At 67.6% G+C, this 312-nt stretch carries 1 protein-coding gene; it reads left to right on the top strand.

Features of this window, described 5'->3' with window-relative positions; genetic code table 11:
* Window positions 1–312, top strand: a 312-nt coding sequence (locus AAEY83_RS13685) for a FimL-related protein (RefSeq protein ID WP_351059631.1), incomplete at both ends; no start/stop codon positions are given.

The following is a 312-nucleotide window of genomic DNA, read 5'->3' as shown; positions in this document are numbered from 1 at the left end:
GCCCTGGGGCAACTGCCGCTTTACCTCGACCGCGTGCAGAGCGCCCGCCGCGACCTGCCGCTGGTGGTGTTGCCGCTGATCAACGATCTGCGTAGCGCCCGTGGTGAAAGCCTGCTGGCGGAAACCAGCCTGTTCAGCCCGCCACTGCCCGAGCTGGCGCCGCTCGGCGACGCGGCACTCGCCGCGCTGGAACCGCCCGATCTGCCGAACGTGCTGCGCAAACTGCGGCAGATGCTGCAAATGGCCCTGGTCGGGCTGCTGCGCGAACAGGATGACCAGACGCACCTCGGTTATCTGGCCAAGGTCTTTACC

The sequence above is a fragment of the Psychrobacter sp. TB20-MNA-CIBAN-0197 genome (genome assembly GCF_040309765.1).
Classification (GTDB): Bacteria; Pseudomonadota; Gammaproteobacteria; order Pseudomonadales; family Moraxellaceae; genus Psychrobacter; species Psychrobacter submarinus.
This window is presented reverse-complemented; position numbering and strand designations above follow the sequence as displayed.